Below are 24770 nucleotides of genomic sequence, written 5' to 3'. Positions count from 1 at the left end.
CCTGCTTTCACACAGGCTTAGCGTATTACGAACGGGTTCGCCATCGGCTCTTGCGCAGTGCTGATCCAGGTGGTTTTGGTGCGGGTATAGTCAAGGATCGCCTCGACCCCCGCCTCGCGCCCATAGCCTGATTGATTGAACCCGCCAAACGGTGCAATCGGAGAAATCGCGCGATAGGTATTTACCCAGCAAATCCCCGCCCTTACCCGTTTTGACACCCGGTGCGCCCTCGCCAGATTCTGCGTAAACACGCCCGAGCCCAGCCCATAGGGCGTGCTGTTCGCCAGTGCGATTGCCTCCTCCTCTGTGTCGAAAGGCAGCAAGGACATCACCGGCCCAAACATCTCAACCTTCAGAGTTTCGGTTTCGGGTGAGGCGCACTGAACCAGCGTGGGCGTCATGTAATTCCCAGGTCGATCTGCAACCTCACCCCCAAAACGGATCACAGCGCCCTGCCCCTGAGCCTTGATCAGAGTGTCTTCGATCCGGCGAAGCTGCGCATCCGTACACAGCGGACCCACATGCGTGTCCGAATGCAGTGGATCCCCCAATCGGATCGCGCTGGCCTTTTGCTCGACCTTCTCAATCAACGACTCCAGAATGGACCTATGCACCAGACCGCGCGTTCCTGCCACGCAGCTCTGACCAGAGGCCCCAAAATTCCCGGCGATTAAACCGTTGGCCGCTCCGTCCAGATCGGCGTCCTCAAACACGAGGATCGGAGACTTTCCGCCCAGCTCCAGTGAGGTCACAGCGAAATTCTCGGCCGAGTTCCTTACCACATGCCGCGCTGTCTCGGGACCACCAGTAAAGGCGATCCTGTCCACGTCCGAGTGGCGCGTCAGCGGAATGGCGCAGTTTTCAGCGTCTCCGGTGATGACCGATACGACACCGGGCGGAAAACCCGCCTGTTCGATCAGTCGCGCGAACTCCAACATCGGCGCGGGCGCAATTTCGGAGGCTTTCAATACAATCGAACATCCTGCGGCCAATGCAGGGCCCAGCTTGGTAGCCGTCAGAAACATCTGCGCGTTCCAAGGCACGATGGCCGCGACGACTCCGATAGGTTCACGGGTCGTGAACACGTGCATATCGGGCTTATCGATGGGCAGCACGGTGCCTTCGACCTTATCCGCCAGCCCTGCGAAATAGCGGTAGTAATCCGCCACATACCCAGTCTGAGCGGACGTTTCTGCCAGCAGTTTGCCGCTATCTGTCGTTTCCAACTCACCAAGTCGGGGGGCATGTTCGGCCACCAGATCGGCCAGCCGGTATAGCAGTTTACCGCGTGCGGTTTGCGTCATGTCGCGCCACGCCGGATCGTCCAGAACCCGTTTGGCCGCCGATACGGCACGGTCAACGTCACTGGCCGAGGCACAAGAAAATGTGGCCCAGCCTTGCCCGGTTGCGGGATTTTCCGAGGTCATGACTTGTGCGTCTGCACCCTCGGTCCATTCCCCATCAATGAACAATTGAAAATGTGGTAGATTTCCCATGGTGGTCCTCACTGAAAGGCAGGCATAACATTGTCGATGAACCGCGCCAGCGAGGCGCGTTTGCGGTCGTTGGTCATGCCGCTGTCGACCCAGAACGAAAACTCATCATAACCCAGATCCTCGTAACGTTTGATCCGGTCGATCACCTGTTGCGCTGTACCGACGGTTAAATCTCGGCCCAGTTTTTCGTAGGTATACATCGGGTTAGCGTCCATTTCAGCCTCGGATATCGGCTCAATCAGGCCTTGCTGTATTGGGCGCTTGTTCAGGAACCACGCACCGAAATAATTGTAATAGCGCCGCAAATCCTGCACACCCCGCGCCACATCATCGTCGTCTGCGCCAACATATGTGTGATGCAATAGCATGATCTTGGGGCGTGGTCCGGCGTAGGAGGTGCAGGCATCGTTGAAGCGCCCCATCAGGGTCTCGATCTCTTCCATGCCCTGCCACAACGGCGTGACCTGGATGTTGAATCCATTGTGGACGCCGAACTCATGGCTATTGGGATCGCGTGCGGCAATCCAAATAGGCGGGCCGCCGTCCTGAAACGGTTTCGGGGCCGAGGTCGTGGCCGGAAAGGAATAAAACTCTCCTTCATGGGAACAATCCCCCCGCCATATCTGCGGCAAGAGCGGAGTGGTTTCTCGCATCCTCTGCCCGGCTTCCCAGGCATCCATCCCCGGCATCAGGCGTTCGTATTCAAAGGAATAGGCGCCACGCGCGATGCCCAATTCAATCCGGCCTTTGGTGATCTGATCTGCTGCTGCTGCCTCACCCGCCAGTTTGATCGGATGCCAAAACGGCGCGATCACCGTTCCGGTTCCCAGCTGCACATTGCTGGTGTGATGTGCCAGATCGACTAAAGACAGGAACGGGTTGGGGGCAATTGTGAACTCCATCCCGTGATGTTCCCCCGTCCAAACTGCGCGCATGCCACCTTGGTCGGCCATTTTCGCAAGACCGACGAATTCATCGTACAAAACATCATGGGGCTGATCGGGTGTCAGACGCTCCATGTGGGCAAACAGCGAAAACTCCATCGATGAGCTCCTTTAACGAAAACTGTGAACTTCGCCGCGCTCCGCATCACCCAAATAGAGGGCAAAATCCCCTGTCTGAGCCTCGCGCGCATAGCGTGTCATCATGTGGTGAATGCCCGAGTTGACGTAGGTCAGCCCCGGCAGATCGGCGGCGGCCACCCATACAGCATTATCAGGAAGAAAGCCCTGTTCGGCAGTCGCCAGAAAGAACGTATAGTGCAGCTTTGTCTCGGCATCGTTGAACGCGGAATAAACCTGTTCGATCCGTGCGGGGATGCCGCTTTGGGAAAGTTCCTGCGCAAGACGATTGCGTTGACCGCCGGGCTCGGCTCCGCTGACCTGAAACGGGCAGAACAGGCCTTTCTTACGCTCTAAAAGAACCTTGCCATCATGAACGATGATCGCCCCACAAAGCGTTGGAACCGTGGCGTCCATCTCGCGTTCAAGGCCAAGGCTGAAATACGATCCGCCCACATATCCCAGACCATCGCCCGCAGCGTGTGAGAATTCGACCACGCGACCGATCAGAACGGTGTGATCACCGGCGGGGACAATCTGGTGCGTTTCACAACAAAACTGGGCCAATGCTCCATCAATCAAAGGCAAGTCCTGAAACCCTTTACTGTGGGCCACCTTCGCAAACCGATCCCCCTTGAATCCCGCGAAGGTGTTCGAAACCTCTTGCTGACCCTCAGCCAGTATGTTGACCGCAAAGTGACTGCAGCCCGAGAACACCTTATAACTGGAAAGAAATTTGCCAGGACAGACCAACAACAGCGGCGGATCAAGTGACACAGACGAAAACGAGTTGGCCGTAAACCCAATCGGAGACCCCGCCTGATCTCGCGTAGTCACCACGGTAACGCCAGTCATGAAACTGCCGAAAGCATCGCGCAAGGCGCGCGGGTCTAGCGTGGACATGGCAGTACCTCCGACAGAAAACGCAGCAGGAGTGTGTTAACCTCGGATGCGTGGGTCATCGGCATCATATGAGCCGCATCGGCGACTATCTCGGCGCGCCCCTGCTGTGTCATACCTGCCAATTTCCGGGACATTTCCGGGGTTGAGTTCGGTTCACCCGCGCCCGTCAGGAACAGGGCCGGGCATTGAATTCGGGACAGTTCTGCGTCGGTCGGGCCGTCGCTTTCGGCGAATACAGTGTAGGCAGCTTTATAGGCCACCGGGTTGACCTCATGCAGCCAACGTGTGCAGGCGTCGCGTTCTTCCGATGCATCATCAGCAAACCATCGCTGTAACGTGACAGAAGGATCATTCTTGTGGCGCTCGTCCAAAGCCCGCGCCCGTTCGATGACAGCCTGCCGAGCAGAGGCAGGTCGTCGAAAAATGGCGTTCAGGGCTGCAACCCCCCTGACATTGGGATTGCCACTGGCCGCGATCTGCATCGCAATAAGCGCTCCCATCGAATGGCCGACTAGTACGGCGGGTTCGTTTACCAACGCCGCGACTGACGCGGCATAGCCATCCAAACCACCGGGATCAGTAAACGCGGTGTTGCCGTGCCCGGACATATCCGGGCACAAAACGCGGTATCCGGCAGCAGCCAGCGGTTCGATCTGCCCTCCCCACGCCTCGGCCCTCAAACCGACGCCGTGCAACAGAATTACAAGGGGTCCCGAACCCGCGTTGACCGCAGACAACCCGCCGAATTCAGACCGAGGCCGGGTTGTCCACGTCATGGCCCAGATCCTTCAAATCCTGATAGCGGTCTCCGATACGATGGTGTGGTCGACCGGTGGTTGCGCCTCCCAGAACCACAACGATCTCGTCCGCACGTGGCGCGTCGGGAATGGCAAATTGCAACGTCAGATAATGTGACCTGCGCCCTGCATCGTTCTTGTCCATCAACGGCACCATGATCGGAGCGTTAGCCGCTCCGCGCGTGTTTGTGAAAGACAAATATGATTTTGCCCCAACGGCTTGCCGGAAGATATTGCCGAAATGCAGCGTGTGGATCAGGCCAGAGGCGTGTTCGACTTCACCATCCAGCCCCACCACGGCAGCCTTGCCATAGGCTTCGATCGCTTCACCGCTGCCCGCCAATGCGATCATACGGCTGGTCAGTTCCTGACCCAGCACCGGGCCATAGGCCAGAATTTCCGACCTCAGGTCATCGACATAGCGCCCGGCCCAAGGATTGGTCACTACGGCAGCCACTGCAAACATGCGCCAAGGGCGTTCTGCCTGGCGAAAACCCTCAATCAGAACCTCTTCGTCGTAGGTTACGAATTTTCGAATATTCGGCTGCACGGTGTTCCCTCTTTTTAGACTTGGGAACTATCTCTGACGACCGGCGGCTTTGACAAACGAAAGAACTTTGGCCTTAGGTATTAATGAGTCTAATATGTAGGTTACCAATGTCAAAATCCCTGCCCCCACTCACATGGTTCAGATCCTTCGAAGCCGCTGCCCGGCGCCTAAGCTCGACCGCTGCGGCGGATGAAATCGGGCTGACGCAATCTGCGGTAAGCCAACAGATCAGATCGTTGGAAACACGGCTTGGCGTTGTCCTGTTTCATCGGCACGCAAGGGGGCTGTCACTGACCGATGAGGGGCGCAAGTTGTTGCCACAGGTCGAAGCTGCACTGGAAATACTGCAGACTGCCGCCTCGCCCTACCTGACGGAAGAACGCGCAAAGCACGTTACCATCGCGGCCTCGATCAGTATTATCGAGTGGGTGATATCCCCGGCTCTTTCTCGGTTTCAATCAGAGCATCCCGACGCATCTTTGGGTTTTGTTAGTACGATCTGGCCGGACGAATATGCCGCCTCACGGGCCGATGTAGAAATCCGGTATGGATCTGGGAAACAGGTTGGACAGGACGCAACCCCGTTAACGCCCAATCATCTGGTCGCCGTGAAATCGCCAGACCTTACGTCTCCCTTCCAGGACTTGCCTTTGATCGAACCGGTCGGAACTTCGGACAACTGGTCTTCTTGGGCCGAGTCCACTGGCCATCCGGTTCACAATCCAACATATTTTGTCGACTCTTACGGACTGGCCCTGCAACTTGCCACAACTGGAAACGGCGTGGCGCTGGTGAACACTTTGGTCGCGGCACACGCGCTACGCAGCGGTCAGGTTACCCTTGCCGCAGAAGAAACAGCCCCGGCGGCGCAGGGATATTTTCTGGCGGTCCAGCGAACGTCGCCAGAGGTGAACTCATTCGTCGACTGGTTTTCCCGAACAATATGTCAGTGACACCTTGTCCGCGTCTGATTCAGACATGTCGATGTCGCATCTGAGCGTATCCAAACGTCTGAAATTCGTGAATTCTGCCCAAAAAGGTCCGATTCATGCGATATTCAGGCTTTCGAGTCATCAAAGAGGCGCTTACCGGCCACAAAGGGTGGAAACCGGTCTGGCGTGACCCCGAACCAAAGGCGCATTACGACATAATCGTGATCGGCGGGGGCGGTCATGGGCTGGCCACGGCGCACTACCTGTCCAAGGTATATGGTCAGCGCAACGTTGCCGTAGTCGAAAAGGGATGGATCGGCGGCGGCAATGTGGGGCGGAACACGACGATTGTCCGCTCGAACTATATGCTGGACGGAAATGAGCCGTTCTATGAATTCTCAATGAAGTTGTGGGAAGGGCTTGAGCAGGACCTGAACTACAACGCCATGATGAGCCAGCGCGGAATTCTCAACCTGTTTCACACGGACGGCCAACGGGACGCCTATACACGGCGCGGCAATGCGATGATCCTGCACGGCGCGGATGCAGAATTGCTGGACGCCGATCAGGTTCGCAAGGAACACCCTTACCTGAATTTTGACGATGCCCGATTTCCGATCAAAGGAGGCTTGGTTCAGCGTCGCGCAGGTACTGCCCGCCACGATGCGGTGGCTTGGGGTTTTGCCCGCTCTGCAGACATGCACGGCGTCGATATTATCCAGAACTGCGAGGTCACGGGTCTGCGGATCGAAAGCGGAAAATGTCTGGGCGTTGAAACCACGAAAGGCTTTATCGGCGCAAACAAGGTTGGTTGCGCCGTTGCAGGCAGCTCGGGGCGCGTGATGGGGATGGCTGGCATGCGGCTGCCTATTGAAAGCCACGTATTGCAGGCCTTTGTTTCCGAAGGGCTGAAACCTGTCCTGCCCAGCGTCATCACATTTGGTGCGGGACATTTCTATGTCAGCCAGTCCGACAAGGGTGGTCTGGTCTTTGGTGGCGATATCGACGGCTACAATACCTACGCGCAACGTGGCAACCTTCCTGTGGTCGAGGATGTCTGCGAGGGCGGAATGGCCCTGATGCCGATGATAGGCCGCGCCCGTTTGTTGCGGATGTGGGGCGGTGTCATGGACATGTCGATGGACGGCTCGCCCATCATCGACCGCACTCCGGTCGAGGGGCTCTATTTCAACGGCGGCTGGTGCTATGGCGGCTTCAAGGCGACCCCGGCCTCGGGACATTGCTTTGCGCATTTGCTGGCAAAGGATGAACCGCACCCCGTCGCAACTGCCTATCGCCTTGACCGGTTCCGCACTGGTCGGATGATTGACGAAAAAGGCGTGGGCAATCAGCCCAACCTGCACTGAGGGGACCACGGACTTGATCATCAACCATCCCCTGCTGGGCCCGCGCGACGCATCCGAGTTCGTTTATCTGGGCGATGCCTCGCTAATCGACCGCCCAGACTGGCAGACCGAGAACGCGGCTGAAGCGTTCTATGAATATGGCTACCTGCGCGACAACCCGGCAGGAGAACACCGCGAGCTTTGGTTTCACGAGGCCGGTGATCGATCCTGGCTGGTCGTGACGCGAAACACACTGACGCATGAGATTTCAAAGGTGGAACTGGCCCGCGACGTGGCCCGCGCGAGAGGGCGATCCAAATGACGCAAGAAAACCGGCTAAGTGGCGGGCAGATCGACCGAAGCACAACACTGAAATTTCGCTTTGATAACCGCAGTTACACCGCCCATCCGGGTGACACACTGGCCTCAGCTCTTTTAGCGAACGGTGTGCGTCTAGTCGGGCGGTCTTTCAAGTATCACCGACCGCGCGGCCTGCTGACCGCCGGGTCCGAGGAGCCCAATGGTATAGTTGAACTGCGCACTGGCAACCGCAAGGAACCCAATACCCGCGCCACCACGATTGAGATGTTCGACGGCCTTGAGGCGCAGTCTCAGAACCGCTGGCCCAGTCTGAAATTCGACGCGCTGGCGGTGAACGACCTTTTCTCGAACTTTTTGTCTGCCGGGTTCTACTACAAGACGTTCATGTGGCCCGCCGCGTTCTGGGAAAAGCTGTATGAGCCCGTGATCCGCCGCGCCGCGGGGTTGGGTTCGTTGTCGATGGAGGATGACCCGGACGAATACGACAAGGGTTTTCGTCACTGTGATCTGCTGATCATCGGTGCCGGACCTGCCGGGCTGATGGCCACCCTGACCGCCGGTCGCGCCGGTGCTGATGTTATTCTGGCTGACGAGGATTTCACCCTCGGCGGCCGTCTGAACAGCGAGAAATTTACGCTGAGCGATCAAAACGCCTCCGATTGGGCGCAGCAGGCCGTGGCAGAGCTGTCATCCCTGCCCAACGTCCGACTAATGCCGCGCACGACTGTCATCGGCGCGTTCGATCACGGTATTTACGGCGCGGTTGAACGGACCGGGGATCACCTGCCCTCTCTACCCGTAGGCAAACCCCGTCAGATCCTTTGGCGCATTTATACGAAAAAGGCATTGCTCTGCGCCGGTGCCACCGAGCGCCCGATTGCTTTCGAGAATAACGACCGCCCTGGCATTATGATGGCAAGCGCTTTGCGGACCTATGCCAACCGGTTCGCTGTTACAGCATCTCAGCGCGTGGCAATCTTTACCAACAACGACGACGGTCACCGCACCGCCGCTGACCTGCACGCCAAGGGCGTCAAGATCGCTGCTGTCATAGATGTACGCGAGGATGCTCCGACCAGCTATGACTATGAGGTTCTGGGTGGCGCGCAAGTGACTGACACCAAGGGTCGCCACGGTCTGAGTTTTGTCGAAGTTGCCCTAGCCGACGGGTCGACGCGCACGCTTGATTGCGGCGCGCTGGGCGTGTCGGGCGGTTGGAACCCAAATGTGCATCTGACTTGTCACCAACGCGTGCGCCCGGTTTGGAACGAAACGCTGGCGGCCTTTGTCCCCGGAGGGAACCTGCCCGTTGGTCTGACAGTCGCGGGCGCGGCGAATGGCGTGATGTCCACGCATGGGGCCCTGCAGACCGGCGCTGAAGGTGCCGTCAAAGCACTTGAATTGGCCAGTGCCTTTCCCGACCTGCCCGAAGCCGAAGACGCCCCGGTCGCGCAAAAACCTTTCTGGTATGTTCAGGGCTGCAAACGTGCCTGGGTGGATCAGCAAAACGACGTAACCGTCAAAGACGTGAAGCTAAGCTATCAGGAAGGGTTCCGATCGGTTGAGCATCTGAAACGTTACACTACGTTGGGCATGGCAACCGATCAGGGCAAGACCTCGAACATCACCGGGCTGGCAATCATGGCCGAGGTCGCGGGCAAGTCGATCCCTGAAACCGGGACAACTATATTCCGCCCGCCCTACACTCCGGTACCGATTGCAACTTTCGCTGGTCGCATGAAAGGGCAGGATTTTCACCCAACGCGCCTGACGCCTTCGCACTATTGGGCCAAGGAACGCGGCGCTGTGTTTGTCGAAGTCGGCAATTGGTTGCGCGCGCAGTGGTTCCCCCTGCCCGGCGAGACACATTGGCGCGAGTCCGTAGATCGCGAAGTGCGCCAGACCCGTGACTCGGTCGGGGTATGTGACTGCACCACGCTGGGAAAAATCGACGTTCAGGGTACCGATGCGGCAGAGTTTCTGAACCGTATCTACGCCAACGGATTTGCAAAACTGGCTGTCGGGAAAACGCGGTACGGCCTGATGCTGCGCGAGGATGGCATGGTCATGGACGACGGCACCGCTGCGCGGTTGGCCGAGGATCATTTCGTGGTCACTACAACCACGGCAAACGCAGTCAGCGTCTATCGACACATGGAATTTGCGCGCCAGTGCCTGTTCCCAGATATGGATGTGCAACTGATCTCGACCACCGAGGCATGGGCGCAATACGCTGTGGCTGGTCCCAACTCCCGCAAGCTGCTGCAAAAGATCGTGGATCCTGCGTTCGACATCTCGAACGAAGCTTTCCCGTTTATGGCCTGCGGCAACATCACTGTTTGTGGTGGGCTACGGGCCCGATTGTTCCGAATTTCATTCTCGGGCGAACTGGCCTTTGAAATCGCGGTTCCGTCTCGCTATGGCGATGCGCTGATGCGGCGACTGATGACCGAAGGAGAAGAGTTCGACGTGATCCCTTACGGCACCGAAGCGCTGGGTGTGATGCGGATCGAAAAGGGGCATGCGGCGGGCAGTGAATTAAACGGCACGACGACCGCACTGAACCTCGGCCTAGGCAAAATGGTATCGAAGAAGAAAGATAGCATTGGGTCCACCCTGTCGGAACGTGAGGCCCTGATTGAACCGGATGTACTGAGGCTTGTCGGGATTAAACCGCTGACACCAGAGGACAAGATAACTGCGGGCGGACATCTGATGAATGCCGACGGCCCTGTAGATGCGACCCATGATCAGGGTTACGTCACATCCGCCGTCTACTCGCCCATCCTCAACAGCAATATCGGCCTGGGGCTCGTGAAAAACGGTGCTGAAAGGATGGGTGAGAAAATGCGACTGGTCTCTCCCCTGACCAACCTGACTGTCGAGGTCGAGATTGTCTCAGCCCATTTCATTGACCCTGAAGGAGAACGTCTTCGTGCATGATCTTGTAGCGATAACTGCTCTGGGCGGATCAGAACCGCGTATTGACACCGTGGGCGGGGTCACATGCACCGAAGTTCCCGGTGTGGCTTTGGCATCAGTCGCATCACGGATGGGAAAAGAGGGCGAGGCTAACAACGCCTTATCCGGCCTTATTGATGCCCCTACCCCTGAGACTGGCCGCTTTGCAGGTTCTACGCTCACCGCGTTCTGGGCAGGGCCCGATCAGTGGATGGTCGAGGCTCCCTTCGACACGCACGAAGACATCGCTAAACAGGTCAAAACGGCTGTGGGTGATGCTGCATCGGTGACCGAACAAACGGACGCCTGGACACGGTTTGACCTGAGCGGCGACGCCCTACCGGCGGTGCTGGAATTATTGTGCCAGCTCGATCTGCGCAAGATCGACGAAGGCAGCGCCGCGCGGTGTTCAATCCATCATATTGGCTGCTTTGTACTGTTTCGGTCGCCCGAGGTGTTCAGTATTTACGGCCCCCGTTCGTCTGCCGGGGCGCTGCATCATGCGATAGTTACGGCAATGCGGTCTGCACTGTAGGGCAGAGATCAAACCGATGGCAAAGGCGCGTTATCTTCAACCCGAAAGCGGTTGATTCTACGGCGATCTTCGCTTGGGCTTAACCCAAATGCTGCGCGATAATGTGTCACCAGCGGGGCGACTGAACCATAGCCGACGGCAGCGGCGATCTCAGGTATCGGGTCTTTCGTGTACACCACCATCTGCCGCGCGGCTTTCATACGCATGGTCCTGTAATAGTGGCTTGGGCTTTGGCCGGTGGCCTGCTTGAAGGCCCGCTCAACTTGGCGCGGTGTCACACCCGTTTGCCGGGCCACGTCCGCGACGGAAATCGGCTGGTTCATATGCACCGCAAACAGCGAGACACAACGCGACACCAGCGGTGGCAGGCTGTCCCCTGTGCCCGGAGCATTGGTGCTGGGCACCTGCTGCCGCACCCCTGCCCCGCGCATCATCGGATGCTGGAACCAACACGCAACTTCATGGGCAACGTCACCGCCTAGCCGATCCTGAATCAGGTGCAACGCCAAATCAAAACCAGCTGCCGCACCGGAAACAGTATAACGGCTGTCATTCCTGACGATCACTTCACTGCGGACATCCATATTGGGGAATTCAGCCTCGAAAGCGGCTTCATAGCACCAATGAACCGATACAGGATGTCCCTGCATCACCCCGGACCGCACCAAGGGAAAGACGCCGGCACTGATGCCACCTAAAACCGTGCCATGCCGCCCAAGACTGCGCAGGGCGCCATTTCCTGCGTTTGAGTTATCGAAAACCGAGGTTGGACTGCTGAGAAGAAACAGAATACTCACGTCCTTGCAATCAACCAGAGAGCGCTCGGCCTCGAAACCTACACCGGCGCTGGATTGCACCTTTTGGCCATGCTCGGACACCAAAGACCAGCAGAACGCTTCCTGCCCCGCGATTTCGTTGGCAGCCCGCAACGGTTCGATCACCGATGTCAGACACGCCATCGGAAACCCGTCAAACAGCAGAAAGCCGATCTCGATTCTATTTTCTGTTCGCATGGTGCCGTCGTAGCAGGAAATGTGCAGCGACCCTACGCGAAGTTTACGCCCAGCGGATCAACCCGATGACAGCAGAGGTTGCGTAGAACCCCTGAAGCAGCAGGAAAGTCCACCGGCGGTCAATCACAGCCCACGCGGCGAACAAGCCTGCGGACACAAACAACAAGGCAAAACCCAGTAACTCCGTTCCCGTATTTGAAGCGATTAACAACGCATAGACCATCGCCAGCACGGACCCGGTGATCTCGAATATGACCGTCAGGCTTCGACGGTTATGTGGTTCAATATTAGCCATATCTCAGCCCTTTCGGACCGGAAAATCGATCGGGTCGACGGCATCCCGCAAGTGTCGCGGGTTTATTGGAATGTGTTTTTGGTCAAGACATAAGTCGGCGGCAAGACGTGGCATATGCGGGTTCCCTGATTTTGCTTTCCCTGTGCCTAGACCAAAGGTAACATGTGACACAAATGAATGATTGTCATTGTGCAATCTTGTTTTGTCATGTGATTAAGAATGAGCGAACGTCTGGAAATCGATGCCTTGCGTGTCCTATTGGCCATCGCAGCCCATGGTGGGGTGACGCGCGCGTCTGAGCATCTTGCAGTGTCGCAATCCGCAGTAAGCCACAAAATCAGGCGGCTTGAACTTGCGTTGGATTGCGAGTTGCTCGCCCGTCGTGCCGGAGGCCCATTGTTTACCGAAGCAGGGCAGCGGTTATGTGAATATGCCCGCCGCATTACCGAGTTACATGACGAAGCGTTGGCCTCCTTGGGAAAGAAACCCCTGTCCGGCACCATTCGCCTGGGAATGACCGAAGACACTACCATCAGCGGAATCGCACGAATTCTGGGGCGTTTTACACGGTTGTATCCGGACGTTCACGTCCGGACGCGCACGAGCCAAAGCCTGAATGTCCAAGCCTGGTTGAAGGCCGGAGACCTTGACGTAGCGGTGATGCAGATCTTTCGCCAGGATATCCTGCCTGGCGATCTAGCTCTGTTCGAGGACGAATTGCATTGGGTCAAATCACCTGAGTTTCGCGTGGATCTTTCGGAACCTGTTCCGTTTCTTTCCTTCGACAGCCAATGTTTCTTCCGACACTGGGGAATGGGTCAAGGGCTGCACCGGTTCGACACCGTGCTCGAATGCCCCAGCGCCGCAGGCATTCAATCCGCTGTACGCTCAGGTCTTGGGGTTGCGTTGCTAAACGGCATGCACATCACCCCGGACATGGACGTGATCGATAATCTGTTTCCCGATCCACCCGGCATTGCCTACATCGTCCGCACTCATCTGAAACGCAGAAATCCAGCGGCGATGGCATTGATCGAGGAAATACGCAAAGAAGTTGAAGGGGCTGTTCCGCTCCGAAACACGGCATAGCCCGCAATATTCAATCAAGTTTCCTTCTGATGCTCCAAACGAATTCAAATTTTTGACTTTGTCCTGTAAGTGCGTACAATTTGAACAGCTTATTAGGCCAAATTCACGAAATAGGCCGCCTTCACACAAATATACGGAGAGCACAAAGGCCAGCGCAGGAGGGGGAAATGAAAAGAATAACCGTTGGATTGTTTGCCTTCATGTCGCTTGCGGGATGCTGGGAAAAAGAAGAACAAGCCGCCGATCCCGTGGTCCGTCCAGTAAGGGCAACCGAGATTTCCGACCTCTCAAGCTTGCATGATCGATACTTCGTTGGCACAGCCAGAGCCGCCCGAGAAGTGTCTTTGGCCTTTCGTGTGCCGGGCAACGTAGTCGGCGTAGATGTGCAGGTCGGCGATCTAGTAGTCAAAGGCGATGTTGTCGCGGCCCTGGACCCTGCCCCGTACCAAGCCGAGGTTGACCGTCTTACCGCCGAGCTTGAAAGCGCTCAGGCAACGTTCGAAAATGCGAAACTGCAAACGGACCGGCAACGTTCTCTGGTTGAGAAAGATGTTGCCGCACAGGCCACGCTTGATCGGTTTGTGGCTGGCGAGACGTCGGCACAGGCGGCAATAAATTCCGTGCAGGGCGCGCTGGACAGGGCGACGCTGGACCTGACTTACACAAGCCTCGCAGTACCTTTTGATGGTCGCGTGGTTGCCAAATATATCGAAGACTTTGAGGAGGTCGCCGCACAAAGCCCTGTTTTGTGAATTCTGGATGCTGAGCATATTGAAGTGGTTATTGATATCCCCGAGCGCTACATCTCTCTGATCCCACATGTCGAGGACATAACTGTCACCTTCGATGCGTTGGGAGACGTGGTTTTACCAGCGGACATCAGTGAGATCGGGTCAGAGGCTTCAGCGACGACCAGAACCTTCCCAGTCACGTTGATCATGCAGCAGCCTGAAGATGCGCTTGTTCTACCCGGCATGGCCGGTCGAGTCCGCGGCAAACCAAAAGAAGGGTACGAGCCGTTTGACGCAATAATGGTTCCGGCCAGTGCAGTTTTTGTGCCCGAAGGGGCAACTGACCCGCATGTCTGGGTGTTTGATGCCGGGACACAAACCGTAAGCGCACGAAAAGTTGCGCTTGGAACACCGCGTTCCCAAGGGGTTGCCGTTAGCGAAGGTTTGGAATTCGGCGACGTAGTCGTCACCGCCGGAGCAAATTCACTCCGAGAGGGTCAGAAAGTTTCGTTGCTTTCTGAGGATGCGGAGTAATGGGCCTCGCTGCGTTTTCGATCCGCAACGCCAAATTCGTTTGGTTCACTGTTGTCATGCTCACTTTGGGCGGCATTTCCGCGTTCTTCAGCCTTGGTCAGTTGGAAGACCCTGAATTCACCATCAAAACTGCTGTCGTGACCACCCCCTACCCCGGTGCCAGCCCGGAAGAGGTTGAACAGGAAGTCACGGAGCGGATTGAGCTGAAGCTGCAAGAGATCAAGGAGATCGACTACATCTCAAGCGAAAGCAGGGCCGGTGTATCGACCATCAAGGTCGAAATCCGTCCGAACTATTGGTCGGATGAATTGCCCCAAATCTGGGATACGCTACGCCGAAAAGTCAGAGACGTGGAAACCCAGTTACCACCGGGCGCAGGCCGCCCGGCGATCAATGATGATTTCGGCGATGTTTTTGGCCTTTTGCTGGCAATGACGTCTGACGGTTTCTCGGCGCAGGAACTTGATGAGTTCGCAGAGGACTTCAAACGAGAGCTGTCATTGATCGACGGTGTCGGGCGCGTCGATCTTTGGGGAGAGCGTGACCGGGTCATCTACCTTGAAACACGCGAAGAAGCGCTCGCCGCGTTGGGGGTTTCAGCTCAGACCATTCTGAACACCTTGCAAACGCAGAACGCCATTGTTGATGCTGGACGGGTCAATATTGGCGACTATCGCATGCGTATTGCGCCAAGCGGAACCTTTACCAGTCCCAACGACATCGCGAACTTGGTTGTACGGCCAAGCAGTCTGGATCAGGTCCAATCCGGTCAAGGCCGAGGTCCAGAATTGCTTCGCCTTGGCGAAATCGTGGAAGTAAAGGAAGGCTACGCCGATCCTCCGACGACCATGATGCGCCATAACGGTCTGCCGTCCATTGGATTGGCAATATCGTTTCAATCTGGCGTCAACGTCGTCAGCGTTGGGGAGGCTGTGGACGCGAAAGTTTCGGAACTGATCGCTGGCCTGCCCATCGGCATCGAGGTTGAGCGGGTTCATTGGCAATCAGACGACGTGAACCTAGCGGTCAGCAGTTTTTTGATCAGCCTTGGTCAGGCCGTTGCCATCGTTTTAGTCGTTTTAACTTTGGCGATGGGCGTTCGAATGGGGATCATCATCGGCAGCGGATTGATCTTAACGATCCTTGCTACCTTTATTCCCCTGGCGATGCTGGGGATTGATCTTCAACGCATGTCTCTGGGTGCATTGATCATTGCGCTTGGCATGATGGTCGACAACTCGATTGTCGTTGCAGACGGCGCAATGGTTCGGATGTCTCAGGGAATGGACCGTGCAAAAGCTGCGATCGACGCGGCCACCCGCCCGGCGATGTCATTGCTCGGGGCCACCTTCGTAGCGGTGATGGCTTTCTACCCGATATTTGCGTCGGTGGAGAGCGCGGGAGAATATTGCCGTACCCTTTTCTCGGTCGTTGGCCTTGCACTTCTGGTGAGCTGGCTCTTGTCGATGACGGTCACGCCCTTGCAATGCGTCGCTATGTTGCCTGAACCAAAGGGTGAAACCAGCGAAAATTTCGACACAGGATTTTATGCCATTTACCGCCGCTTCTTAGCCGCCGCGATAAGAGCTCGGTACCTGACGATCGGGGTGGCCGTGGGCGCCTTGGTCATTGCAGGAGTCGGCTTTGGCTCTGTCACGCAGCTGTTTTTCCCAACCTCGTCCATGACCAAATACATGATCGACTATTACGCACCAGAGGGGACACGGATCGAAACTGTCGCCGAAGCCATCACACGCATTGAAGAACGGGTGGGAATGGATGACCGTGTTACAGGCATTGCCAGCTTCATCGGCGCCGGGCCACCGCGTTTCTACCTGCCGGTTGACCCGGAAGGCACCAACCCGTCTTACGCGCAAGTAATTGTCAACGTCGAGGACTACCGGGACATTCCTGAAATGACCAAGGAAATCTCACTTTGGATATCAGCCAATATGCCAGAGGCAACCTCGTTCACGCGTCAGTTTGGGGTCGGCCCCAGCAACACATGGGCGTTTGAGAACCGTATCATTGGCCCGGCAAATGCCGATCCAGAGACTTTACGCGAAATCGGAGACAGGGCCGTCGCGATTCTGGATCAGCAACAGTGGACCAAAGTAGCGCGAACAGACTGGCGCAATCGCGTTCTGAAAACCGTACCTGACTACGATCAGGATCGTGCGCGATGGACGGGCATTACCTACGAAGACCTCGGCAACACAACAAAGCGTGCGTTTGACGGGCGTTCGGTCGGCCTCTACCGCGAAGGTGACGAATTGCTGCCGATTATCGTCCGACCCGGCGCGGAAGACGTAGCCGCCGTCGACAACTTTGAACTGCTGCAACTGCAGTCACCGTTTTCGGTAGAGCCGGTCCCATTGGCGCAGGTCGTTCGCAGCGTGAATGTTCAACCGGAAGATCCAACAATCAATCGGCGCGACCGACGCCGTGTTCTGACTGTCCAGGCCAATCCAATCGACAGCGTCACATTACCAAGCTACCGCGCGGCGGTACTGGAGGATTTTGAAGCTTTGGAAGCGGATCTACCAACGGGATATAGCATGGAATGGGGCGGGGAGTACGAGGATACCGTTTCGGCGCAGGCCTCGTTGATCCCGGGAATGATCCCCGCGTTTTCGATCATGGCACTTATCGTGGTCGGCCTGTTCAACTCATACCGCAGACCGCTGGTCATTTTCCTGACTGTTCCCTTTGTTCTCATTGGCATTGTGCCAAGTTTGCTCCTAACGAACACACCGTTCGGGTTTGTTGCATTGCTCGGAGGTATGAGCCTAGCTGGCATGATGATTAAAAACGCAATCGTCTTGATTGATCAGATCAACGACAATTTGGCTGAAGGTCAGCCGAGTTACGACGCGGTATTGAACGCCGGTGCGTCAAGGCTTCGCCCCGTCGTACTGGCTGCGGCGACAACCGTTCTGGGCGTTATCCCGCTGCTGCCGGACGTATTTTGGGTGGGACTAGCCGTCACAATTATGGGCGGGCTGACCGTGGGCACAATGCTCACTATGATATTAGTCCCAGTTTTGTTCGCCACATTGAACAGAATTCACCCGTCGTCAAAGGCCGTTTGAACCAGCCTTTATTTAGAGAGGGAAAAAAATTGGACAACACAGTACTGTTTTTTCTGGTCGGTATCTTCGTGGTTGGCCTCCTCTCACTGGGATACTACGCAAAAGGCAGCGGAGCGCTTTTTGTGATCGCAATATTGATTGGGGTATTGTTGGCAATGATGGCATTCTTTGGGGGTCACTTTGGTGAAACCCCAAATTAAACCCAAAATGAGCTTTGGTTGATCAATTCCGGTCTGAGAACAGCTGCCGGAGGTTGCATTGGACCCGCTGGAAGCTCTTGGCTCAACACCCTACCCAAGCGTTTCTTCGCTTTTGGTCAGGCTTTTCAGTACTATACAGCGCAGAGCGAGATTGCAGCAAAAGACCGTTGTTAGATTGCGTCGCGGTGCGCCGTAACGGTTCAAATTCCTAAAAACATCCAGATAATCCGGGCATCAAATCTATTTTCATCGACATGCAAGTGTGGCGGCCGTGCTGTCAGACAAATTCGAAGCAGTTTCAACTAGGCCTGTATTGCCGTCCTTGATGCTCACGCCACTCGGCGAAAGCGGCGGTGCGTGTCAGCTTGAAGGTGTCTCTGCTGGCTAGTGACCTTTTCTGGGTGGAGTGGTTGTAGACGGAGGACCGGACGGAGGCGAGTTTCTGTAAAATTCACCCGCGCTTGAAACGTTGTATCGCGAGCCCTTTGAGTAGGTACGTTAGTTGAGACTTCTCAATACGGCTGTTTAACCACTAAGCCGCCTATTGCTTCTTTTCGCACCAAGCGGAATGGCTCAATCACCCTTTCCGCATCGACAGGCCGTTGTGAAACAGATGTATTTTGCTCGAATCCGCATTCAGTTTGACGGACTGACCACGCAGGTTCCGTTCGACACCGGGAAACTTGGCTACAATATTCTCAGCGCCAGGCGTGTTTGCAATATACAGCAAAGTGACTTCACCTAAGGCCTCGATAAAATCGACCTGGCCGTTCAGGAACCCGGAGTCCTCGTCGGCAAAAAAATCCTCAGGTCGAACACCAATGTTGACCTGCAAACCCAGATGTTCCGGATCGGTCGCAATGGATGAAATGGCCGTTCCGCCCGCATCAAGTTGGACAGAGGTTTGTTCCCCGGTTTCTGTAATTTTACCAGGCAGCAAGTTCATTGCTGGCGAGCCGATGAACTGTGCCACAAATTCGTTGTCCGGCGTCTCATAAAGTTCCAGAGGCGTACCGATTTGTGCGATACCCTTATTGGCCAGAACAACGATCCTACTGGCCAATGTCATCGCTTCGACCTGATCGTGAGTCACGTAGATCATGGTGCTTTCGGGCATCGCCTCTTTCAGGCGCGCAATCTCAATCCGGGTCGCAACGCGCAGCGCAGCATCGAGGTTCGAGAGCGGCTCATCGAACAGGTAGACTTTCGGGTCCCGAACGATAGCGCGCCCAATGGCGACTCGCTGGCGCTGCCCGCCAGATAGGGCTTTGGGCAGACGGTCCAGAAGCGGATCCAGTTGAAGGGTCTGCGCAGCACGCTCGACGGCTGCATCGATCTCGGCCGCAGGCAACTTGGCGATCTTAAGCGCGAATGCCATGTTCTCGCGCACGGTCAAATGCGGGTAGAGCGCGTAAGACTGAAACACCATGGCAATGCCCCGCTGGGCGGGCGGCACATCATTCATGACCTGCCCCTCGATCTCTAACGTGCCGCCAGTGATGCTTTCCAGCCCGGCAATCATCCGCAACAAGGTAGATTTACCGCAACCTGATGGGCCGACAAAGACGATCAATTCACCCTTTTCGATGTCCAGATCGATATGTTTCAGAACATCGACCGGACCATAGGATTTCGCCACATCCGTGAGTTTGAGTTCCGACATGGTTTACCCCTTGTCCATTGCCATCAGACAAAACTGTGCCGGGTGCAACGTTACGCTTCCCGCACCATCGATGCCGCCGAGTTCCTGTCCAATGACCCGCCAATCGCCATTGGGCAGACCGACCTGCTTAATTTCCGTTCCTAAGTTAAAAGCGCAAAACACCCTTTCAGCCGTGTTTTCGCGTTGGAAGGTCAAGACGGGGCCGACTTGGGTCATCTCCGACTGCGTACCAACGGTTAGTGCCGGGTGGGTATGCCGCAGTTCAATCGCGCGGCGATAATGGTGCAGCATCGATTGGCCGTCCCCCTCTAGCCTATCGACGGCTCTTTCCGTTTGAGCCGAGCTGACCGGCAGCCATGGTTCACCGGTACTGAAGCCCGAATGCTCGTCCTGGGTCGTCCAGACCATCGGCGTTCGACATCCGTCGCGCCCCTTGAACTCGGGCCAAAACTCAACGCCGTAGGGGTCTTGCAGTTTCTCAAATGGAACTTCCGCCTCATGCAGGCCCAGTTCCTCTCCTTGGTAAAGACAGGCCGAACCGCGCAAGCACATCATCAGAACCACATACTGACGAACTGCCGCGTCGTCCAAATCCCAGCGCGAGGCATGACGCTCAACATCATGGTTCGAGAAGGCCCAGCACGGCCAGGCATCGCCTGCCTTTTCCTCAAGCTGATCAAAAACGTGCTTTGCATAAGGTGCCGTCAACGCGCGTTTTTCCAGGAACTCGAAAGCATAGCACATATGCATCCGCTTATCGCCGGAAGTGTACTCGCCCATGATCTCTAGCCCGCGCTGCGCATCGCCGACTTCACCCAGACAGGCACGGTCTTCAAATGCGTCGGTCAGCGCCCGCAGCCTTTCAAGGAAAGCGATATTCTCGGGCTGGCTTTTGGAATAGTGATGGTCCTGATGGTTATACGGGTTTACTGCAGGTGCAATTGACGCGTTGCGCTCCTCGATTGGAAGAGCCGGATTGTCCCGCAGTTGTTTGTCGTGGAAATAGAAGTTGATCGTGTCCAGACGGAAGCCGTCAACGCCCATTTCCAACCAGAACCTAGCCACGTCCAGCAGTGCGTCTTGCACTTCGACACTGTGAAAATTTAGATCTGGCTGTGAGGTCAGAAAGTTGTGCATGTAATACTGCAAGCGTCGGGGTTCCCACTGCCAGGCGGAACCACCAAAGATCGACAACCAGTTGTTGGGCGGTGTGCCGTCCGGTTTCGGATCAGCCCAAATATACCAGTCGGATTTTGAGTTGTCCCGGCTGGCGCGGCTTTCACCAAACCAAGGGTGCTGGTCCGATGTGTGCGACAACACAAGATCGATCATCACCTTGAGACCCTTGTTATGGGCCTCTTCAAGTAACTCGCGAAAGTCCTCTAACGACCCGAACATTGGATCAACGTCGCGGTAGTCGCTCACATCATAGCCGAAGTCTTTCATCGGAGATCTGAAGAACGGCGAAATCCAGATCGCATCGACCCCCAGATCAGCGATATAGCCCAGACGTTGGGTGATCCCTTTCAGATCCCCGATCCCGTCACCATTGCTGTCTTGAAAGCTACGCGGATAAATCTGATAGATCACACCACCGCGCCACCACTCCGGCTTCGCTTTAGTTGACTTAGATAGTTCTACTGTGTTCTGCACGTTCATCAGACGCCTCTATTTGACGGATCCGGCCAGCAGGCCACGAACCAGATATTTTTGCATTGCGAAGAAGACGACCAACGGTACGAAGATCGACACAAAGGCCGCGGTCGCCAGAATCTCCCAGTTGCCGCCGCGTGTGCCCAACAATTCGACGATGCGGTTGGTCATCACGGTGGTTTGGCCGGTGGCATCAATCAGGAAAACCTTGGCCACCAGAAGATCGTTCCACGTCCAAAGGAACTGGAAGATCGCGAAAGACGCGAGCGCCGGAAAGCTGAGTGGCAAGATCAGTTTGGTGAATATTTGAAACTCAGTCGCGCCATCCACGCGGGCATTCTCGATTAGATCTCGGGGCAGCCCGGCCATGTAGTTGCGCAACAGATAAATTGCGAGAGGCATGCCAAAGCCCGTATGGGCCAGCCAGACGCCAAGATATCCTTTCCCAATCCCAATATTCAGGTGGAATTTCAGCAGCGGAATTAGCGCCAATTGCAGCGGGACAACCAACAGGCCAACCACCGCTGCGATCAGCAAGGCCCGACCCGGAAATTCCATCCATGCCAAAGCGTAAGCTGCAAAGGCTGCGACAAGGATCGGTATGATGGTCGCGGGGATAGTGACTGTCAGCGTGTTGAAGAACGCCTTGGCCATATTGTCGTCGCCACTGTCGCTAAACAAAACCGTGTTGTAGTTTTCGAGCGTGAATTCCGCAGGCAACTTGGCGGTGACAAACACGCGCACACCGCGGTTACCGGTGAACTCTTCGGTGTTCTCCATCCTGTAATTGCCATCTGCATCCACGGTGATCGTGCCACCTTTGCGCAGTTCGGCGGTGTCTCCGGGTGCATAGGCGTCAACATCGCGCGCACTGATGCCCCAGTTTGAGATCTTCACCTGCTCGTCATCCCCGAAAAGCTTCCCTTCGATCACGTACACGTCGTTTTCCAGAACCTGAGTTTCGGGTGCCGCGCTTCTCAGTGTGAGGTTCTGCTCGGACGGGAAAAGAGATCGCCACCAACCGCTGCCAGAAATCTGATCTGCCGTTCGGAAAGACGAAATCAACAAGCCAAGCGTTGGAATGATCCACAGCAACACCAAGAGGATGACAGAGGCGTGTACGACCCAGCGCAGCGCCGGTTTGGTTCCTGCAATATCGCTCATGGCTTACTCCATCTCCTTTCGCGCATTGCGCACGTTCCAGATCAGGATCGGTGTCACCAGCAGCATGATCACCATGGCCGAGGCCGAACCCACCCCCCAGTCGTTGGCGCGAAACAGCTTGTCATACATGTAGTTGGCCAGAACCTGGGTCTCCCATTGGCCATTGGTCATGGCGAAAACGATGTCGAAGACCTTCAGAACGGTTATAGTGATTGTGGTCCAAACGACCAGAATGGTTGTCTTGATCTGAGGCACTTTTATCTTGAAGAATATCTGAAAAGGGTTTGCGCCGTCCAAAATGGCGGCCTCAATAGTTTCCTCAGGAATGCCACGCAGGGCGGCCGACAGGATCACCATCGCAAACCCAGTTTGGATCCAGATCAGAACGATCATCAGGAAGAAGCTGTTCCAGAACGGAACGGTCAGCCAAGTCTGCGGCTCGGTCCCGCCAAAGAAGATATAAAGCGCGTTCAGAATGCCGATCTGGTCTTGTTCTGCTGGTCTTGCGTCATAGACCAGCTTCCAGATGACCGAAGCACCCACGAACGAAATCGCCATCGGCATGAAAATCAGCGATTTGGCAAAATTACCCCAACGGATACGGTCGGTCAGTTGCGCAACCAACAGACCGAAAGCAGTGGACATCGCGGGCACAATTATCAGCCAAAACATGTTGTTGCGCATGGCCTCCCAGAACTTTGGTTCTGCCGCCATCTGGGTGTAATTGTCCAAGCCAACCCATCTGTACCCGCCGCCGGGAACGCGCTCCGTGAGTGATAGGCGCAGGGTTTCAACCACCGGATAGGCCAGATACAGGCCAAGCGCCGCCAATGCGGGAAACAGAAACAGCCAGGGCCGGATCATGTTTGCGCGATTGATGTTGCGCCCTGCGTTCGGCCCGCGTGGCGGGAACAGGACTTTGTCGAGAAACTGGTTCGAGAGGAAGAAGTAGCCCACGCAACCCGACACACCGATTATGATGGTCAGCAGGCCCTGAAGTGCCGGTGTCATGATGCCCTCGTCGGTTTGGAAAATGGGGCGACGACAGGGCCGCCCCTACCATCAATCACTTTGCAGCATCCCACGAAGACTGGATTTCGCCTGCAACAGTTGCCGCATCCTTCGCACCCGAGGAATAATCGACCATACCGGTCCAGAACGTCCCGGCACCCACCGCGCCTGGCATCAGGTCGGACCCGTCAAAGCGGAACGTAGTAGCGTTGGTTAGAATTTCGCCCTGCCCTCGCTGGGTGTCGTTGGCGTAATTCTCGGGATTTGCCCCCAGATGCGGTGTCAGGAACCCATCCTGAGACATCATGATTTCATGCGCGAAAGGCGTCTTGAGAAACTCCATGAACACTTCAGCCGCGGGGCTTGGGTTCGTGATCGTGAACAATGTGCCCGCACCCAGAACCGGGGTTCCAAGGTCCTTCTCGGCATAGGCGGGAAAGTAGAAGAAATCGGCATCTACCCCCAGTTCGGTACCTTCCGGGAAATAAGCGGGAATAAATGACGCCTGACGGTGCATCATGCAGGCAGGCGGGCTGTCGAACAGACCCTTTGGGCTGTCGCGGAAGTCGATCGCGGCGGTGTCATCGGCATCGCCCACGACGTAGTCGTCATTGCGGGTAAAGCTGCCATATTCCTCAATCGCCGCGATTACACGTGGGTCATCGAATTTCATCTCATTCGACACCCATTGGTCATAGACTTCAGGCGGCTGAGTGCGCAGCATCAAGTCTTCGACCCAGTCGGTCGCGGGCCAGCCAGTTGCACCACCAGAAGCGAGACCAACACAAAGCGGCGTCTCACCATCCTCGACCATCTGGTCCATCAGAGCCTTGAACTCTTCCATGGTTTGCGGGACTTCATAACCAAAGTCCTCGAAATTCTCGGGGATATACCAGACCAGAGACTTCACATTCACATTGAAGAAAAAACCGTAGAAATCGGCCGCACCCTCGACGTTCTGAAACGTGCCTAGATCAACCCAGGATTGACCGGCAGCGAAATTATCCTTGATCCAATCTGCCGAACCATCCGCCAGCGGCGTCAAATATCCGTTCCTGGCCATGTTCGCGGCAAGACCTGGCTGAGGAAAGACCGTCAGGTTCGGTGCCGAGCCCGCCGCGGCATCGATCAGAATTTGCTGTTCAAGGGAATCCGAGCCTACATAGCTGGAATTTACCCCGGTCGCCTGATCGAAATAGGCCACTAGATTTTCGAATGACTTTCCCTCGCCCGCCAGCCAAGGGCCAAAAATCGTAAGGTCCTGACCACTTAGGTCATGGGCATCTGCGAAAGCCTGAAAGCCGTCCCAATCAAAGCTGCCCTCACCGGTCGCGTGGATCAGCTCACCCTGCGCATGAGCCGCACCCGCCATCAACGCAAACGTCGCCGCACCTACATAGAGCGCGTTTTTCATGGATTTTCC

Annotated in this window: 20 protein-coding genes and 2 pseudogenes; 9 read left to right on the top strand and 13 right to left on the bottom strand. The window is 56.1% G+C overall.

The window, feature by feature from the left end; genetic code table 11:
• Positions 1-17: 17 nt before the first annotated feature.
• Genes ACR0IY_RS01445 through ACR0IY_RS01425 form a run of 5 tightly spaced genes read right to left on the bottom strand, consistent with a single transcriptional unit; the run spans position 18 to position 4807 of the window.
• On the bottom strand, positions 18-1496 hold the full coding sequence (locus tag ACR0IY_RS01445; RefSeq protein WP_480670023.1) for an aldehyde dehydrogenase: 1479 nt from the start codon (positions 1494-1496) through the stop codon (positions 18-20).
• Positions 1497-1504: 8 nt separating this feature from the next.
• A complete protein-coding gene (locus ACR0IY_RS01440; RefSeq protein ID WP_480670021.1) occupies positions 1505-2539 on the bottom strand; it encodes an LLM class flavin-dependent oxidoreductase in 1035 nt (344 codons plus the stop codon).
• 12 nt (positions 2540-2551) lie between these two features.
• Positions 2552-3460: a flavin reductase gene (locus tag ACR0IY_RS01435; protein ID WP_480670020.1), complete on the bottom strand. Its 909-nt coding sequence runs from the start codon at positions 3458-3460 to the stop codon at positions 2552-2554.
• Positions 3448-4236, bottom strand: a complete 789-nt coding sequence (locus tag ACR0IY_RS01430; protein WP_480670018.1) for an alpha/beta fold hydrolase — start codon at positions 4234-4236, stop codon at positions 3448-3450. The genes ACR0IY_RS01435 and ACR0IY_RS01430 overlap by 13 nt, the downstream gene beginning before the upstream one ends.
• Positions 4208-4807 (bottom strand): amino acid synthesis family protein, encoded by a 600-nt coding sequence (locus ACR0IY_RS01425; protein ID WP_480670016.1) that lies wholly within the window; start codon positions 4805-4807, stop codon positions 4208-4210. Before ACR0IY_RS01425 ends, ACR0IY_RS01430 begins: the two co-directional genes overlap by 29 nt.
• 107 nt (positions 4808-4914) lie before the next feature.
• Here ACR0IY_RS01425 and ACR0IY_RS01420 point away from each other — a divergent pair, with 107 nt between their 5' ends.
• From ACR0IY_RS01420 to ACR0IY_RS01400, 5 genes are all read left to right on the top strand, one after another.
• Complete coding sequence (locus tag ACR0IY_RS01420; protein WP_480670015.1) at positions 4915-5760, top strand: LysR family transcriptional regulator; 846 nt, start codon at positions 4915-4917, stop codon at positions 5758-5760.
• Positions 5761-5855: 95 nt separating this feature from the next.
• Complete coding sequence (locus ACR0IY_RS01415; RefSeq protein WP_480670014.1) at positions 5856-7106, top strand: sarcosine oxidase subunit beta family protein; 1251 nt, start codon at positions 5856-5858, stop codon at positions 7104-7106.
• A gap of 13 nt (positions 7107-7119) precedes the next feature.
• Positions 7120-7407 (top strand): sarcosine oxidase subunit delta, encoded by a 288-nt coding sequence (locus ACR0IY_RS01410; protein ID WP_480670012.1) that lies wholly within the window; start codon positions 7120-7122, stop codon positions 7405-7407.
• The gene (locus ACR0IY_RS01405; protein WP_480670010.1) at positions 7404-10349 is read left to right on the top strand and encodes a sarcosine oxidase subunit alpha family protein; all 2946 of its coding nucleotides are present in this window, start codon (positions 7404-7406) and stop codon (positions 10347-10349) included. The genes ACR0IY_RS01410 and ACR0IY_RS01405 overlap by 4 nt, the downstream gene beginning before the upstream one ends.
• Positions 10342-10902 (top strand): sarcosine oxidase subunit gamma, encoded by a 561-nt coding sequence (locus ACR0IY_RS01400; RefSeq protein ID WP_480670008.1) that lies wholly within the window; start codon positions 10342-10344, stop codon positions 10900-10902. The genes ACR0IY_RS01405 and ACR0IY_RS01400 overlap by 8 nt, the downstream gene beginning before the upstream one ends.
• Positions 10903-10910: 8 nt before the next feature.
• Here the strand turns inward: ACR0IY_RS01400 and ACR0IY_RS01395 are convergent, their stop codons facing one another.
• Positions 10911-11915, bottom strand: a complete 1005-nt coding sequence (locus tag ACR0IY_RS01395) for a GlxA family transcriptional regulator (protein ID WP_480670006.1) — start codon at positions 11913-11915, stop codon at positions 10911-10913.
• A 43-nt stretch (positions 11916-11958) separates the two neighbouring features.
• Entirely contained in the window at positions 11959-12210 is a 252-nt protein-coding gene (locus tag ACR0IY_RS01390) for a hypothetical protein (protein ID WP_480670004.1), read from the bottom strand.
• Positions 12211-12429: 219 nt separating this feature from the next.
• On the opposite strand from ACR0IY_RS01390, the gene ACR0IY_RS01385 reads away from it, so the two are divergent.
• From ACR0IY_RS01385 to ACR0IY_RS01370, 4 genes and pseudogenes are all read left to right on the top strand, one after another.
• Positions 12430-13299, top strand: a complete 870-nt coding sequence (locus ACR0IY_RS01385) for a LysR family transcriptional regulator (protein ID WP_480670003.1) — start codon at positions 12430-12432, stop codon at positions 13297-13299.
• 167 nt (positions 13300-13466) lie between these two features.
• Positions 13467-14564, top strand: a pseudogene (locus tag ACR0IY_RS01380) (efflux RND transporter periplasmic adaptor subunit).
• Positions 14564-17656, top strand: coding sequence for an efflux RND transporter permease subunit (locus ACR0IY_RS01375; RefSeq protein WP_480670000.1), 3093 nt, complete (start codon positions 14564-14566; stop codon positions 17654-17656). Before ACR0IY_RS01380 ends, ACR0IY_RS01375 begins: the two are co-directional and overlap by 1 nt.
• A 29-nt stretch (positions 17657-17685) precedes the next feature.
• Positions 17686-17856: a hypothetical protein gene (locus ACR0IY_RS01370; protein WP_480669998.1), complete on the top strand. Its 171-nt coding sequence runs from the start codon at positions 17686-17688 to the stop codon at positions 17854-17856.
• Positions 17857-18154: 298 nt separating this feature from the next.
• Here ACR0IY_RS01370 and ACR0IY_RS01365 read toward each other — a convergent pair.
• From ACR0IY_RS01365 to ACR0IY_RS01340, 6 genes and pseudogenes are all read right to left on the bottom strand, one after another.
• Positions 18155-18388: pseudogene (locus tag ACR0IY_RS01365) on the bottom strand (hypothetical protein); the annotation flags it as partial.
• Positions 18389-18433: 45 nt separating this feature from the next.
• A complete protein-coding gene (locus tag ACR0IY_RS01360) occupies positions 18434-19519 on the bottom strand; it encodes an ABC transporter ATP-binding protein (protein ID WP_480669996.1) in 1086 nt (361 codons plus the stop codon).
• Between the two features lie 3 nt (positions 19520-19522).
• Positions 19523-21178, bottom strand: coding sequence for an alpha-amylase family glycosyl hydrolase (locus ACR0IY_RS01355; protein WP_480669994.1), 1656 nt, complete (start codon positions 21176-21178; stop codon positions 19523-19525).
• Positions 21179-21187: 9 nt separating this feature from the next.
• Positions 21188-22336 carry a carbohydrate ABC transporter permease gene (locus ACR0IY_RS01350; protein ID WP_480669992.1) on the bottom strand — a complete coding sequence of 383 codons (1149 nt, stop codon included), beginning with the start codon at positions 22334-22336 and terminating at the stop codon, positions 21188-21190.
• A 3-nt stretch (positions 22337-22339) separates the two neighbouring features.
• The gene (locus ACR0IY_RS01345) at positions 22340-23347 is read right to left on the bottom strand and encodes a carbohydrate ABC transporter permease (RefSeq protein WP_480669990.1); all 1008 of its coding nucleotides are present in this window, start codon (positions 23345-23347) and stop codon (positions 22340-22342) included.
• A gap of 55 nt (positions 23348-23402) precedes the next feature.
• Complete coding sequence (locus ACR0IY_RS01340; RefSeq protein ID WP_480669988.1) at positions 23403-24761, bottom strand: ABC transporter substrate-binding protein; 1359 nt, start codon at positions 24759-24761, stop codon at positions 23403-23405.
• Between the last annotated feature and the right edge of the window lie 9 nt (positions 24762-24770).

This window comes from Ruegeria sp. BC1 (assembly GCF_056539305.1).
This window is presented reverse-complemented; position numbering and strand designations above follow the sequence as displayed.